The following is an 11,926-nucleotide window of genomic DNA, read 5'->3' as shown; positions in this document are numbered from 1 at the left end:
CGGGAACGCGCCTGACTACTTCTTCCGTGTGTCGACGGCGACGAAGAGCGCCCCGGCCCACGCCGCGTCCCGGTGGGCAACGAGCCGAACCGTCAGCTGGTCACCGCCGGACCGCAAACCCCTGCGCAGATCGAACACATCGGAGTCGTAGCCGAGGGTGTTGGCGTACGCCGGTACACGCGCCGCCGGAGCCTCCCCCGGCTCGCTGATCGTGGAATTCAACACATCGTCAGATGGATTGACCGGGTCCGTGAGCGCGGCGGCCGCCCGGCCACCGGTCGAGGACATGAGCGAATCACCCGAACGGCCGCGGTCGCCGTCGTAGGCGACCAGCCCGACCCGGCCGCCCGCTCCGGCCGGCATGCGGAGCCCGCTCAGCCGGATCTCCTTGCCGTCGGGGGCGTCGAGGTCGTCGAAGCCGTCCCAGACGGACAGGACCCGCAGCGGCTCGGCCGGGTTCTCGTACGCCACGACCAGCGTCCAGCCGCCCCACGCTCCGGCGGCGGACCTGCCCATGGCCACGTTGACCTGCGCGACGGTGTACAGGCCCTGACCGCTGTCGCGCACCAGCTTCGTGACGTCCGCGGAGGCCTGGAAGGCGTCGGCGCCGTGGGCCGCCCGATGGCCGACGACGGTGTCGGCGAGCACCGCCTTGTACGCGCCGCCCGGCTCGGCGATCAGCACCCGCCCGTTGTCCTTGGGCGGCTTCTGCTCCCCTACGCGCAGGTTGCCGCCCCAGTACAGCCGCGCGTACGTCACCCGTGCGCCCTCGGGCAACCGGACCTCGGCGCGGGAGGAGTTGTAGGTGTTGGGGTCGTCGTCGACGTCGACGTAGAACATGTCGAAGTCGTTGTTCTGCGCCGTGTCTCCCGCGCGCACGGCCGGGCAGGCGGGGGCCGCCGCGGCCGCCGGCGCGGCGCGGCAGCTGATGGCCGCGTTGGCCGCGCGGACGATCCCGCCGTGCTGCGTGGAGCGGTAGCGCTGGGTGAAGGGGAGGCGTTCGGCCTCCGCGGACGGCGGCGCGCCGGCCGCCAGGGCGCCGCCCGGCGCCCAGAGCGCGGCGAGGGCGAGGACGCCGACCGCGGTGCGTTGCAGCGTCGGACCCAGGGAATTGCGCATGCCGGCGGTGCCCTTTCGTGCGATTTGCTTGCTATAGGCGTGCCTCGGATGGGGCGCAACTCTAACTGCTGTCCGGATTAATCCCCTGAAACCGGACAAGTGTGTCGGTATCGTGAACCTTGATGCCTGGAGACATCACTCATTCGGCGGCACAACCCCGGTCGGCCCCGCGCGTTGACTTCAGCGCCGGGCATCCCCGCCCAGGTGTTTGCGTCAAAAACCCCAAGGAGCACCTCTCCATGTCGCGTATCGCGAAGGGCCTGGTCCTGACCTCCGTTGCCGCCGCGGCCGTCGCCGGCGCCTCCGGCATCGCCGCCGCCGACAGTGACGCGAACGGCGTCGCCGCGCACTCCCCGGGCGTCCTGTCGGGCAATGTCGTGCAGGTTCCCGTCCACATCCCGGTGAACGTCTGCGGCAACACGATCAACGTGATCGGCCTGCTGAACCCGGCGTTCGGCAACACCTGCATCAACGACTGACGTCATCTCCCCCAGAGGTCACGACTCGTCATTCGCCGAACGGCCGCCCTCCCGCCAGGAGGGCGGCCGTTCGCGTGCCGCCGGCGTTGCCCCGAACGGGGGAAGGTGGCCCGCCCTGCCCGATGGGCCCCGACGAGTCCCCCCATCAGGGGCGATGCCGGTGCGGTGAGCTGCGAAGAGTCGCACAATGCGACGGCTGTGTTGCGGGGTGCGACGACGCTTTGCGCGGTGGGCACGAGACCCGACGCAATCGAAAGGATTTCCCATGCGTGGTCTGCCCGTTCGGCGTATCGCTTCCACCGCACTGTGCGCCTCCCTCGTCCTCGGCCTTGCCGCACCCGCCGCCATGGCGTCCGACACGGCCACAGCCCGCGAGCGCGTCGCAGCGGCCTCCGATGCGCCCGTCCCCGGCGTCGCCGCGCTGCGCGCCCAGGGCAAGGGCCTCGTCGATCTCAGCACCGTCCTCGCCCCGGTCACCGAGACGCTCGACACCGTCCTCAAGGCCGACGACGGCCGCCTCACCCCCGGCCGGGCGACTCAGCTCGGCGACGCCGTCAGGACGGCCGTCGCCAAGATCACCGCCGCGGCCCCGGCCGCCCCGGCCGCCCCCGCCGCACCGGCGGCCGTGCCGCCCTCGCTCGCCAAGGGCGCCGTGGACAGCGGGACGAAGGCGGCCGCCGACCCCGTGTCCGACGCGCTCGCCGCCGTGCAGAAGGCCGTCGACTCACTGCTCACGGCCGCCACGTCCCTCGACGTCGGCCAGGTGGTGTCGGCGGTCACCGGCGTCCTGGACGGCCTGCTCGACCTGCTCTCCTCGACGCTGAACGGACTGGGCCTGAGCCTGCCGAGTCTGCCCAGCCTGCCGGCCGAGGCGGCCGAGGCTCCGGCGGCGCCCGCGCTGCCGCCCCCGCCCACCGGCTGACCGCCGTTCCCGCGTGTGCGCACCCCGGCGTTTGCGTCGCCGGGGTGCAGAAATATTCTGCGTACCCGGTTTCCGCACCCGACAGGCCTCGTTAGGCACGACGTCAGAACGTGCCCCGGTGACTTGAGTTGCCGAGTCGCCGAAGAAAGGAATCCGATGAAGTCCCTGAAGGCTGCCGCTGTCGTTGCCGGATCCGTGGTCCTCGCCGGCCTTGCCGCGCCCGCGTTCGCCGCCCCCGCCGACCTCACGCCCACCAGCCTCAACGGCGCCGTGGACACCCTCGCGAGGGGGCCGATCAACCTGGAGGACGCGACGCCGCTCCAGCACCAGTCGGACGCCCTCGACACCGAGAACAAGGACTCCGTGCTCAGCACCGTCAAGGGTGCGGCGGGCGCGCTCAACAGCCACAACCCGCTTCTCGGCGGACTGCCGCTGCAGGGCTGAGACGCCCCCGCCGCCAGGGCCGGCTCCCGTTCACCGACGGGGCCGGCCCCGGGTCATGCCCGTCAGGCCTCCCCGGTCCGCCGGGCGGACGGCGCCACCGTCCCGGCACGGCACGGGCGGTGTTCGAGGCGAGTCGAGCGGCGCGTCCCTCGTTCGTGTGGAGCGACCCGCCGTCGTCCCCCGGTCGGGTGAGAACACGTCCGGCCGCCCGTCGACGCGCCGATAAGGTCGCGCGGTGACCTCAACCCCAAGCGCAACCCGCCCCTTCCGCGTGGCCGACCTGGGCACCCTCGTCGTGATGCCGTGGAGCGGCGAGGCTCCCGACGGCCGTGACATGCCCTACCTCCTGGCCTACTCCCTCGGCGACACCGCGGACGGGCCCGAGGGGACGGCCGCCGCCGTCGAGCGGCTGCTCGCCGACAACGGCATGCCCGTCGGCGGCGACGTCGTCGACGGCACCGAGCGGCCCAGCCTGCCGTTCAGTCTGCTCGTCGAGTCCGGCGCGGCCGTCCTGAACATGCCCGGCCTCAACGCCCAGTGCCTGCCGCCGGCGGAGTGGCTCACGGCCATCGGCGAGCGCGGCTACGCCTACCTCGTCCTCACCGCCCGCGCCTGGCCGGAGGCCACGCCCGGCCGGGCCGTCACGCCCGACGCGCTGGCCGCGTTCGCGGGCGCCGAGGAGACCCTGACGGCGGCGGCGCACATCGTCCTGCCCGCCCGCCGCCTGCGCGGCTGATGTGCGGCCGCAGCCGGCCGCCGTGGGAGGCGGCCGCGCGTACGCCCTGCTGCTGGTCCTCGCCGGAGCGGCCGGGCTGCTGGCCTCCTGGGTCATCACCCTCGACGAGTTCAAGCTGCTGGAGGACCCCGGGTTCACGCCCGGGTGCAGCCTGAACCCCGTCGTCTCCTGCGGCAGCGTCATGCGCAGCGACCAGGCCTCGGTGTTCGGGTTCCCCAACCCGATGCTGGGCCTGGTGGCCTACGGGATCGTCCTGTGCGTCGGCGCGGGCCTGCTGGCCCGGGCCGCCTTCCCCCGCTGGTACTGGCTGACGTTCACCGCCGGCTGCCTCTTCGGCGTCGCCTTCGTGTCCTGGCTGCAGTTCCAGTCGCTGTACCGGATCAACGCGCTGTGCCTGTGGTGCTGCCTGGCCTGGGTCGCCACGATCCTCGTGTTCTGGTACGTCGTCGCCTTCGACGTGCGCCACGGCTTCCTGCCGGCGCCGGCCGGCGTGCGGGATTTCCTCGGCGAATTCGCCTGGGCGCCGCCGCTGTTGCACATCGGGATCGTGGGCATGCTGATCCTTACCCGCTGGTGGGCCTTCTGGACGGGCTGACGCGCCGCCGTCGCACCCCAACGCTCTCCTCCCGTGCTCCTCTCGTGCCGAGACGCCCCTCGCGCCGGTATGGCGGTAGCACTATTACGGCATGCGGGGGAATTGTGCACTGATGCCGTTTTCCGGCTCGTTACGCGGTACGGACGCAACGCCCCCCGAACTCCACCGAAAGGGTCCGTACCCGACATGAAGTCGACCACCCGAGGAACCCTCGCCGCAGTGCTGACGTGCGTGGCGGCCGCGGCCGGTGCCGCCGCCTGCGCGAGCCCGGCAGCCGCGATCGGCACCGTCCCCGTCCCCGTACCGCTGGACGGCGTCGAGAAGTCCCTCAACGTGGAACTGCCCACCATCGGCGGGGAGATCCCCCTGCCGACGCCGGGCGCGCCCGAGGGCCCGCGCTTCGTCGAGGGCCGCCTCCTCCCGGAGCGCGTCCTTCCGCAGCTGCCCGTCGCCGCCGGGCTGCCGGGCCTGGGAGTGCGGGCCCCCCTGCCGGAGGTCCTGGGCGACCGGTTCAACCACGTCGGCCTCGACGCCCCCGCCTCCGACCTGCGCACGCTCGGCCCCGGCCTGATCCTGGACGCGCCCCTCACCGCGCCCAACCCCGACCACTTCGGCCTGCCGGACCTGAAGCTGCCCGAGGCGGGCGTGATCACGCCCGTGCTGCAGGCCGTGCCCGGCGCCGACCTCGGTCTGGGCCAGGGGCTGTAACCCCCGGACCGACCGACGCGAACACGGGCCCGGACGCCGTCGTCCGGGCCCGTCGCCGTACCCGGATCCGCCTGCCGGGGCGGACCGTTCGGACGCAGACGGTGACCAGGCGGCCCGCTCGGCGGTTAGCCCCACGACAACCGCACCGGACCACCGTCCCGGACGAGGGAGCACACCATGGCCGTCAGCGTCGAGGGAGTACCCGTGAGCGCAGTTCCGGCAGCCACGGCCAGATCCGCGCCGGCGCGCCGCACCCGACGACGGGACCTGCTGCGCGGGCTCCTCGGAGCCTCCGCCGCCCTCGCCATCGCCCCGGTCGTCGCCGCCTCCCGGCCGCCGGGCCCGGCGGACGCCGGCCCCGCCGGCTCCTCCTTCGACGAGACCTACCGGGGCCGGCACATCCGCGGGGCCCTCACCTCGTCGGGACCCGCCGCCGCGACCGGCGGCGAGTGGAAGGTCACCGTCGACGGCCGCCCGCTGCACCTGATGCGCCGCGCCGACGGCACCTGGCTGAGCATGGTCGACCACTACCGCTCGTACGCCACCCCGCTGGAGGCGGTCCGCGCCGCCGTCGACGGGCTCGGCCCCGGGGAGCGGCTGCGCGAGGACGGTCCGGCACACCACCACACGCACATGGGGGGACACCATGGCCTACATCCGTAAGGACGTCAGCACGCTCACCGGCGCCGAGCGACGGCGGTTCGTGAACGCACTGCTGGCGATCAAGAAGAGGGGCGAGTACGACGAGTTCGTGCGCATGCACATCGACCACTACGTCTCCGACGGCGACGGCGGTCTGCGCAGCGCCCACATGGCGCCCTCGTTCCTGCCCTGGCACCGCAGGTTCCTGCTGGACCTGGAGGCGGCCCTGCGCCGCGTCGACCCGGCGGTGACGGTGCCGTACTGGGACTGGACGCGCGACCGCGCCACGACCGCCGCGCCCTGGACGAAGGACCTGCTGGGGGGCAACGGACGCCGGTCCGACCACCAGGTGACGACCGGGCCGTTCGCGTACGCCACCGGCAACTGGACCATCAAGGAGAACGTCACCGACGGGGAGTTCCTCACCCGGGACCTCGGCCGCGCCGGCGACCCGATCGACCTGCCGGCCAGGAGCGACGTGGAGACGGCGCTGCGGGACCCCGTCTACGACGTCTCGCCCTGGGACTCGACGGTCGACCGGGGGTTCCGCAACAGGCTGGAGGGCTGGGGCTCCGGCTCGGGCAGCGCCGCGTGGCGCAACCACAACCGGGTGCACCGGTGGGTCGGCGGGGTCATGCTCGGCGGCGCCTCCGTCAACGACCCCGTGTTCTGGCTCCACCACGCCTTCGTCGACCTGCTGTGGACCCGCTGGCAGAGCCGGCACCGCGAGCACCGCTACCTGCCGGCCGAACCGCCCGGTCCGGGCAGCCGCCAGTACCGGCGGGTCGTGGCCCGCCACGAGAAGCTGCCCCCCTGGAACGTGACCCCGGACCAGCTGGAGGACGCGTCCCGGATCTACCGGTACGCCTGACGGAAGTCCCGGGAACAGGGGAGAGCCCCGGCGCTCGAGGTGCCGGGGCTCTCCTGTGAAGCGGCTGCTCAGTCGCCGTAGCCGTTGTGGTCGCCGTGCTTGTCGCCGTGCTTGTCGTCGTGCTTTTCGCCCTTGCCGTGGTCGCTGACGTTGGCGCAGGTGTTGCCGAACGCGGGGTTCAGCAGACCGACGACGTTGACGGTGTTGCCGCAGATGTTGACCGGGATGTGGATCGGAACCTGGACGACGTTGCCCGACAGGACACCCGGCGAGCCGATGGCAGCACCGTTGGCGTCCGCGTCCGCCATGGCCAGGCCGGCCCCGCTGACCACCACGGCGCTGGTGCCGAGGGCAACAGCGGCCATCTTCGCGATGCGAGACATCACGTTCTCCTTAGTGAATCGGTTCGTGCGACAGCAGGGGGCGCCGTCGCACTCCCCGTTCAACGCCGCCGCCCCGGCCGGGTCACGGCACCGTCGTAGGGATCACCCTTTTTGAACAGGGTGGACGTACAGACGGGTGGCTAGGAGGGCTGGAGGTGGGCCGCGACGAAGTCGCTCAGGGTGGCGATGGACTGCAGACTGTCCAGGCTGAGGTCCAGCGCGGCCACGTCCACCCCGAAGCGCCGGTCGACGGCGCCCAGCAGCGTCACCCCGGCCAGCGAGGTGAGGCCGATCCGCGGCCCGAACAGGTCGGTGTCGGCGGGGAGTTCCCCTACGAAGGTCTCGTCCAGGCGGGCCGCCTCGGCGATCATCGAACGGAGTTCGCGTTCCACCGCCCCCCGGTCCAGGGTGTCCGTCACGCCTCGGCGTCCTCTCGTTCGGTCACCCGCAGCCAGTCGGGCGGCTCGGGCAGTTCGTCGTGCAGGCTCCTGCCCAGGGCCGCCGAGTCGGCGGCGGCGCCGGCGCCCGGGTCGTCCGCGCGGCGCAGACCCGCCTGGCGCAGCAGGATGCGCATCTCCAGGTTGGCGTCCGTCGGGCGCAGCGTCACCCGGAACTCCTCCGCCCCCTGCTCGCGCGCCCGCCGCATCAGCCGGAACAGGAAGGCCGCCGCCGCTCCCCGGCCGGCGACCCGGCAGGACAGGGCGAGCAGCGGGACGGACCACCGGGCGGGTGCGGTGCGGTCGACGAGGGCGGCGCCGATGACGCCGTACTCGCCGAAACGGTCCGTCATGCGGGCGGTGTACACCTCGTGTCCCTGCGCGGCGGCCAGCTCGCGCAGCCGGTCGGGGGTGAGGCCGGAGGAGTTCAGCCGGTGCGTGCGGGCGGCGAGCTCCAGCGCCCGGGGGAGCTCGCCCGGTGTGGCCGCGCCGACGGTGAGGCGCATGTCGCACCAGCGCAGGAACTCCTCACGCGAGCCCTGGAAGCGTTCCCCCTCGGCCCGGCGGGTCTCCTCGGTGCGGTAGCGGCGCACCCGCTCCCGTGACTCGGGGGTGACCTCCCGGCCCTCGAACGCGGCGAGCAGCGCGGGGACGTCCTCGGGGGCGAGGGTGCGCACACCCGGCAGGAGGGCCTCGACCTCGGCGCGCTCGTAGGGGGAGTCGTCGACCAGGAGCAGGGCGTCCACCGCGATGCCCAGGTCCTTCGCGATCGTGCGCAGCGACTCGCTCTTGTCCTGCCAGGACACCTGCGGCGCCAGGAACCGGCTCCGCAGCGCCGGCACGGCCTCCAGCCGGTCGAGCACCGACGGGGCGCTGCGGCTCGCGATGCTGCTGAGCACGCCGAGGGCCGCCAGCGCGTCGATCGCGGCGAGCGTCCCGGCGCGGGGCGTGGGCAGCGCGTCGGTGGCGGACTCGACGGCGATCTCGTCCCACAGGGTGCCGTCGAGATCCCAGACGACGCACTTGATCCGGTCCGGGTCGAAGCTGTCCGTGCCGCTCATCGGACGCCGTCCTCCTTCTCCTTCGGCAGGAACAGCTTCATCGACAGACTGGTCGGGTCGAAGCCGAACTTGCGGTAGACCGTGCGCATCGGGACGTTGCCCACGTGGACCCGGCCGACGACCTCCGTGATGCCGTTGGCCAGACAGAAGTCCAGGCCCGCGGTGAGCAGGAGTTCGGCGACGTCGCCGCGGTTGCCCACCGGGGAGGCCGCCAGGGAGCGGAAGTTGGCGTAGCGGTCGCCGGTCATCGCGTTCTGGTTGATGCTCACCCAGCACCAGCCGACCGGTTCCTCACCGGGGCGGTGGGCGACGATCATGCCCTCCTTCGACTTCTCCATGGCGCGGCCGAGGCGGGACTCCCAGCGGGCCGGGTCGTCGATGGCGTCCTCGCCGAAGGAGACACGGGCGATCTCGGCCTCGAACCGCCCGATGGCCGGCAGATCGCGCTCGTCGGCCTGTCGGGTGACGTACGGCCGGGCCCGCTCGGCGAGCGCGGCGCGATCGGCCTCGGTCGGCGGACGCCAGCCGTAGGTGCGTGGGGCGGGCGCGGCCGGAGCCGCGGCACCGGCGGCCGCAGCGGCGGCGAGGGGGGCGGGTGCGGTGACGGGTGCGGGTGCGGTGACGGGGGTGTCGACGGCGGCGGGGGCCGGGGCGTCGGCGGGGGGCTGGACCGTGGGCAGGGCGGCCGGCGCGGGCGGCTCCTCCACCGGGACCAGACGGCCCGGACGGAACGGGCCCTTGCCGCACTGCGGGCACCCGTCCTCACGCAGTGCGGCGACCGAGGCCCAGCGGGCGCCGGGGCCGACCCGGATCCGCGTGTCGCACGCCGCGCACGTGTACTCGCGCTGCCGGGTCCGCTTGTCCCCGGTGTAGAGGGGGCCGCTGAACTCGCCCTGCCGCGAAGCGGTCGAGGTGGTGGTGAGGAGGTGCTGGAAGAAGCCGACGCCGCCGAGGATGCCGCTGCCCTCGTACTCGTTGAAGTTGCGGACGTAACCGTTGGTGACCAGGCCGAGTTCCATGATCTCCCGCTGCACCTCCAGCATCTCGTCCGGGCTCTTGCCGCCGAAGGAGAAGAAGACGCTGTGCGCCGGACCGGGCCGCAGGCCCTCCACGGCTCGGGAGAGGAAGAGCCGGGCGCCCTCGGGCGTGTACGGCGGGTCGGTCATGGCCACGTCGTGCTGCCCGTGGAGCCCGGCGGGCAGCGGAAGACGCAGATCGTGCTGGACGGTCTCGACGCGGGTGCCGAGACCGGCCGCCGTCTTCTGGATGTGGCCGAGGATCTCGGGCGAGATGTCCACGACGGTCACCCGCTCGACGATCGGTGCGCCGAGCACGTCGCCCACCACCGCGACGGCCAGGGACACCAGGTCGTCGTCGCCGATCAGCAGCAGCGAACCGCCCGGCAGCGCGCCCGCGGTGAGCAGCGCGAGCACCCGGCGCACCTTGGTCTCGGCCGTGCAGTGCGACTGGTCGATCGTCATGTCGGCGGCGGGACCCGACTCCATGAGCGCGCGCAGCCGCGTCACGGCCTCGTCCAGCACGTCGGGGATGACCAGCTCGCGGCCGTCGCAGGTGCGGCAGGTCGCGTCGAGGACGAGGTCCATCCCCAGCCGGGCGACCAGGTCCGCACCGGCCTCGGTCAGCCGCGACGGACGCGCCTCGGTGACGAGCCCCCGGCGGCGCAGCTCGTTGCCCAGGGCGGCCACGATGGGAACGGGCAGGCCGGTCGCGCGACTGAGTTCCTTCGTGGACGCCGGGGCGAGCCGGCGCAGCGCGCGCAGGACGGACCGCACTCCGGGCGGGCCCTCCTGGAGCCGGACGGCGTCCGCGACTTCCGTGAGCACGGAATCGGCGGGGGTGCTCCGAGGGTGCCGACGCGCGTTGGTCACAATGCTGCTCCAGGCAAGCTGATCAGTGGATTCCGGGACCATCGAGTATACGGGCCGGCGGAGAGCCGGCCGATCCCGCATCCCCCGCGGGGAAACGCCAGGGGAACGGCGAGGAATTCACCCACGGAAGACGTGATTTCGCGATGCTCGTCCCGCAGCTCTCCCGAATGCCGTCCGCGGGTGATTTCCGGGAGCGTCCGAAGGCGCCGGGAAATCACTCTCCCAAATGGCTCGGGCTGGTTTTCCGCTGAATCCGCCGGGGACCCCCCGGCCCCCTTGACGCAGTGCGCGCGCGAGCCCCCTGGCGCCCCGGATGCTACTCTGGGCACCACCGAGCGCCTATATGAAAGGAGACGGGGGCAGCGGTTCGTCACCCCCGGTTCCCCATGACCAACTCCGCCAGCCTCGCCACCGAGGGCATAAACGTCGACGATCTCTGTTCTTATGCAGTCGACGTATGGGTGAGCGACCACAGCATCCTGACCGACGAAGAGCGCCTTCTGCAGGTGCTGCGCACGGCCGCCGAAAAGGGAAACGCCACGGTGCTCGGTGAAGCGTCGCATGTTTTCCCGAACGGCGCCGTCACCGCGATTCTCCTGCTTTCCGCCTCGCATCTGAGCATTCACACCTGGCCCGAATTCAGCCTGGCCAACGTGGATCTCCTCGCTTACGGCCGGCTGAACGGCGAGCGAATGATGCAGAGCGTGGAACTCGGCCTCTCGCCGACGCGCATCAACGTGACGCGCATGCTGCGCGCCGTGCACTGACCGCTCCTTCCCCTCCACGGTCGGGACGAGGCGCCGTGCCAGGACACCCCGTGCAGGTGTGGTGGGCCGACCTGGCCGACGCCCACGCGGGTCTCCTGGCACTCCTCGACCCGGTGGAGCGACGCCGGTACGAGGCGACCGTCGACCGGTCCGGCCGCGGGCGGTTCCTGGTGGGCTGCGCGCTGAGCAGGCTGGTCCTGGGCGAACTGCTCGGCCTGCCACCGGCGGACGTCCCCCTGCGGCGCGTGTGCCCGCGCTGCGGCGGGCCGCACGGCAAGGTCCGGCTGGCCCTGCCGCCGTCCGGGCCGCCGTCCGAACGGCCGGGGTTCGACTTCTCCGTCGCCCACAGCGGTGCGGTGATCGGCGTCGCCGTCTGCGCGACCGGGCGCGTGGGCCTCGACGTCGAGGAGGCGGACGTCGGCCTGGACGTCGACTCGGCCGCCCGCGTCGCGCTCGCCGACTCCGAACTCGCCGCGCTGTACGGCCGTCCGGCCGCCGAACGCAAGCCCGCCTTCCTGCGCACCTGGACGCGCAAGGAGGCCGTGCTGAAGGCGCTCGGCGTGGGGCTCGGGGCGCCGCTGCGCGGTCTGGAACTCTCCGCCCCCGAACAGCCGCCGGCGGTGCTCGCCTGGCCCGAACAGCTCGCACGACTCGAACAGCCCGACGCGCGGCCCGACATGAGCCTGACGGACCTGCTCGTGGACGAGGTGCATCCCGCGGCGGTGGCGGTCGCGGGGGCCGGCGCCGACGGCGCCGTGGGTGCCACGGAGGCGCCGGGCGGGGTGCGGATCACCGTGCGGGACGGCTCGGCGGCGCTCGCCGCGTACGTCCGGGGAGCGATCGTCGCGGACGTCACGCCGGGGCCGTGAGAGG

15 protein-coding genes are annotated in these 11,926 nt (G+C 73.0%); 10 read left to right on the top strand and 5 right to left on the bottom strand.

Features of this window, described 5'->3' with window-relative positions; genetic code table 11:
* Window positions 1-15 precede the first annotated feature (15 nt).
* Window positions 16-1,119 (bottom strand): DUF3344 domain-containing protein, encoded by a 1,104-nt coding sequence (locus Sri02f_RS03225; protein WP_108999519.1) that lies wholly within the window; start codon window positions 1,117-1,119, stop codon window positions 16-18.
* Between the two features lie 239 nt (window positions 1,120-1,358).
* Here Sri02f_RS03225 and chpG point away from each other — a divergent pair, with 239 nt between their 5' ends.
* The 8 genes from chpG to Sri02f_RS03185 all read left to right on the top strand — a co-directional run bounded on the left by chpG (window position 1,359) and on the right by Sri02f_RS03185 (window position 6,516).
* Window positions 1,359-1,598: a chaplin ChpG gene (chpG, locus tag Sri02f_RS03220; protein ID WP_108999518.1), complete on the top strand. Its 240-nt coding sequence runs from the start codon at window positions 1,359-1,361 to the stop codon at window positions 1,596-1,598.
* A gap of 265 nt (window positions 1,599-1,863) precedes the next feature.
* Complete coding sequence (locus tag Sri02f_RS03215; RefSeq protein WP_108999517.1) at window positions 1,864-2,520, top strand: hypothetical protein; 657 nt, start codon at window positions 1,864-1,866, stop codon at window positions 2,518-2,520.
* Window positions 2,521-2,676: 156 nt separating this feature from the next.
* Window positions 2,677-2,964: a hypothetical protein gene (locus Sri02f_RS03210; RefSeq protein WP_108999516.1), complete on the top strand. Its 288-nt coding sequence runs from the start codon at window positions 2,677-2,679 to the stop codon at window positions 2,962-2,964.
* Between the two features lie 235 nt (window positions 2,965-3,199).
* Window positions 3,200-3,700, top strand: a complete 501-nt coding sequence (locus tag Sri02f_RS03205; protein WP_108999515.1) for a DUF5949 family protein — start codon at window positions 3,200-3,202, stop codon at window positions 3,698-3,700.
* 1 nt (window position 3,701) lies between these two features.
* The gene (locus Sri02f_RS03200) at window positions 3,702-4,295 is read left to right on the top strand and encodes a vitamin K epoxide reductase family protein (protein ID WP_108999514.1); all 594 of its coding nucleotides are present in this window, start codon (window positions 3,702-3,704) and stop codon (window positions 4,293-4,295) included.
* Window positions 4,296-4,481: 186 nt separating this feature from the next.
* Window positions 4,482-5,003 (top strand): hypothetical protein, encoded by a 522-nt coding sequence (locus Sri02f_RS03195; protein WP_108999513.1) that lies wholly within the window; start codon window positions 4,482-4,484, stop codon window positions 5,001-5,003.
* A 177-nt stretch (window positions 5,004-5,180) separates the two neighbouring features.
* Window positions 5,181-5,666, top strand: coding sequence for a tyrosinase family oxidase copper chaperone (locus Sri02f_RS03190; protein WP_108999512.1), 486 nt, complete (start codon window positions 5,181-5,183; stop codon window positions 5,664-5,666).
* Window positions 5,650-6,516, top strand: coding sequence for a tyrosinase family protein (locus tag Sri02f_RS03185; protein WP_108999511.1), 867 nt, complete (start codon window positions 5,650-5,652; stop codon window positions 6,514-6,516). The genes Sri02f_RS03190 and Sri02f_RS03185 overlap by 17 nt, the downstream gene beginning before the upstream one ends.
* A 68-nt stretch (window positions 6,517-6,584) precedes the next feature.
* On the opposite strand, the gene Sri02f_RS03180 is transcribed toward Sri02f_RS03185, so the two are convergent.
* The 4 genes from Sri02f_RS03180 to Sri02f_RS03165 all read right to left on the bottom strand — a co-directional run bounded on the left by Sri02f_RS03180 (window position 6,585) and on the right by Sri02f_RS03165 (window position 10,241).
* Window positions 6,585-6,899: a chaplin gene (locus Sri02f_RS03180; protein ID WP_108999510.1), complete on the bottom strand. Its 315-nt coding sequence runs from the start codon at window positions 6,897-6,899 to the stop codon at window positions 6,585-6,587.
* 140 nt (window positions 6,900-7,039) lie between these two features.
* Window positions 7,040-7,318: an acyl carrier protein gene (locus tag Sri02f_RS03175; protein ID WP_108999509.1), complete on the bottom strand. Its 279-nt coding sequence runs from the start codon at window positions 7,316-7,318 to the stop codon at window positions 7,040-7,042.
* Window positions 7,315-8,397 (bottom strand): HAD-IIIC family phosphatase, encoded by a 1,083-nt coding sequence (locus Sri02f_RS03170; RefSeq protein ID WP_108999508.1) that lies wholly within the window; start codon window positions 8,395-8,397, stop codon window positions 7,315-7,317. Before Sri02f_RS03170 ends, Sri02f_RS03175 begins: the two co-directional genes overlap by 4 nt.
* The gene (locus Sri02f_RS03165) at window positions 8,394-10,241 is read right to left on the bottom strand and encodes a GNAT family N-acetyltransferase (RefSeq protein WP_108999507.1); all 1,848 of its coding nucleotides are present in this window, start codon (window positions 10,239-10,241) and stop codon (window positions 8,394-8,396) included. Before Sri02f_RS03165 ends, Sri02f_RS03170 begins: the two co-directional genes overlap by 4 nt.
* Window positions 10,242-10,672: 431 nt before the next feature.
* Between Sri02f_RS03165 and Sri02f_RS03160 the strand changes: the two genes are divergently transcribed.
* The gene (locus Sri02f_RS03160) at window positions 10,673-11,053 is read left to right on the top strand and encodes an S-adenosylmethionine decarboxylase family protein (RefSeq protein ID WP_069773010.1); all 381 of its coding nucleotides are present in this window, start codon (window positions 10,673-10,675) and stop codon (window positions 11,051-11,053) included.
* Between the two features lie 35 nt (window positions 11,054-11,088).
* Window positions 11,089-11,922 carry a 4'-phosphopantetheinyl transferase family protein gene (locus tag Sri02f_RS03155; RefSeq protein ID WP_245970385.1) on the top strand — a complete coding sequence of 278 codons (834 nt, stop codon included), beginning with the start codon at window positions 11,089-11,091 and terminating at the stop codon, window positions 11,920-11,922.
* Window positions 11,923-11,926 lie beyond the last annotated feature (4 nt).

The organism is Streptomyces rishiriensis (genome assembly GCF_003112535.1).
Lineage (GTDB): Bacteria > Actinomycetota > Actinomycetes > Streptomycetales > Streptomycetaceae > Streptomyces > Streptomyces rishiriensis.
Note: the sequence above shows the minus strand (reverse complement) of the source record. Positions and strands in the feature narration are given on the sequence as shown.

Bases quoted from the DNA above. Each gene is read 5' to 3' on its own strand.
- Sri02f_RS03225 (WP_108999519.1), bottom strand. From the start codon at position 1,119: ATGCGCAATTCCCTGGGTCCGACGCTGCAACGCACCGCGGTCGGCGTC.
- Sri02f_RS03190 (WP_108999512.1), top strand. From the start codon at position 5,181: ATGGCCGTCAGCGTCGAGGGAGTACCCGTGAGCGCAGTTCCGGCAGCC.
- Sri02f_RS03180 (WP_108999510.1), bottom strand. From the start codon at position 6,899: ATGTCTCGCATCGCGAAGATGGCCGCTGTTGCCCTCGGCACCAGCGCC.
- chpG (WP_108999518.1), top strand. From the start codon at position 1,359: ATGTCGCGTATCGCGAAGGGCCTGGTCCTGACCTCCGTTGCCGCCGCG.
- Sri02f_RS03160 (WP_069773010.1), top strand. From the start codon at position 10,673: ATGACCAACTCCGCCAGCCTCGCCACCGAGGGCATAAACGTCGACGAT.
- Sri02f_RS03170 (WP_108999508.1), bottom strand. From the start codon at position 8,397: ATGAGCGGCACGGACAGCTTCGACCCGGACCGGATCAAGTGCGTCGTC.
- Sri02f_RS03195 (WP_108999513.1), top strand. From the start codon at position 4,482: ATGAAGTCGACCACCCGAGGAACCCTCGCCGCAGTGCTGACGTGCGTG.
- Sri02f_RS03185 (WP_108999511.1), top strand. From the start codon at position 5,650: ATGGCCTACATCCGTAAGGACGTCAGCACGCTCACCGGCGCCGAGCGA.
- Sri02f_RS03210 (WP_108999516.1), top strand. From the start codon at position 2,677: ATGAAGTCCCTGAAGGCTGCCGCTGTCGTTGCCGGATCCGTGGTCCTC.
- Sri02f_RS03215 (WP_108999517.1), top strand. From the start codon at position 1,864: ATGCGTGGTCTGCCCGTTCGGCGTATCGCTTCCACCGCACTGTGCGCC.